The sequence below is a fragment of the Falsiroseomonas oryziterrae genome, from assembly GCF_021864505.1.
In the GTDB taxonomy this organism is placed as follows: Bacteria; Pseudomonadota; Alphaproteobacteria; order Acetobacterales; family Acetobacteraceae; genus Falsiroseomonas; species Falsiroseomonas oryziterrae.
On record NZ_JAKJIB010000660.1, the window covers coordinates 1 to 779 of the forward strand.

General features: G+C 75.5%; 2 protein-coding genes and 1 tRNA gene. All 3 read right to left on the reverse strand.

The annotated features are described in order from the left end of the window. Positions 1–23: 23 nt before the first annotated feature. Positions 24–230 carry a DUF4089 domain-containing protein gene (locus L2I40_RS23930; RefSeq protein WP_237217839.1) on the reverse strand — a complete coding sequence of 69 codons (207 nt, stop codon included), beginning with the start codon at positions 228–230 and terminating at the stop codon, positions 24–26. Positions 231–371: 141 nt separating this feature from the next. Then, positions 372–448 (reverse strand) — tRNA-Met (locus L2I40_RS23935). Positions 449–487: 39 nt separating this feature from the next. Beyond that, a partial coding sequence (locus L2I40_RS23940) for an aminomethyltransferase beta-barrel domain-containing protein (protein ID WP_372491117.1) occupies positions 488–779 on the reverse strand: 292 nt, incomplete at its 5' end.

The following is a 779-nucleotide window of genomic DNA, read 5'->3' on the forward strand; positions in this document are numbered from 1 at the left end:
GGCGGCGGTCTCGGCGGCCCGGATCACGGCGTCGGCGCGTCCCGCCCCGCGACGAAGACCGGCGCGGGCTCGTCGGTCACGCCGAGCGCAGCGCCCTCCACCATCGCGGCCATGCGCGCGGCGATGGTCAGGTTGGCGACAACGCCCGGCAGGTGGCGCGGGTCGAGCGGCAGCCGCAGGGCGGCGGCGGCGGCCCTGGCATAGGCTTCGGCGTCGAACTCATCGGCCATGCGTCGGCGAGCCCTTAGGGTTGGCGCGTCCGAGTATGGCAGCCCAAGCCCCCGCCGCGCGATCCGTCGTTCCGCGGCACCTGCGCCTCGCGACTGTGGGCTGCACCGTCGATGGGCATGGATCGGCAGAAGTGCCGAGGATGGTAGCGGCGAGCGGACTTGAACCGCTGACCCCGGCATTATGAGTGCCGTGCTCTAACCAGCTGAGCTACGCCGCCCCAAGGGCATCCGGGGCCGCGCCCCGCGAGCGCGCCCGGTTACGCCGCGGCCCCCGCCATGTCAACGCCGGCCGCGGTCACGCTGCGGCGGATGAAGCCGCCGGCCAGCACCCGGTCGCCGTCATACAGCACGCAGGCCTGCCCCGGTGCCACCACGTTCGGCTCGTCCAGCGTCACCCGCAGCAACGCTGCGTCCGCGTCCCAGCTCGCCAGCGCCGCCCGCGGCGCCTCGCGCCCGCGCAGCTTGGCCTGCACGCGAAGCGGCGCGGCGGGCGGCGCGACGAGCCAGTTCACCTCGCCCACCTCCACCTCCGGCCGCGGCAGGGCCGCG

Coding starts and splice junctions, on each gene's coding strand:
- L2I40_RS23930 (WP_237217839.1), bottom strand. CDS start 230: ATGGCCGATGAGTTCGACGCCGAAGCCTATGCCAGGGCCGCCGCCGCC.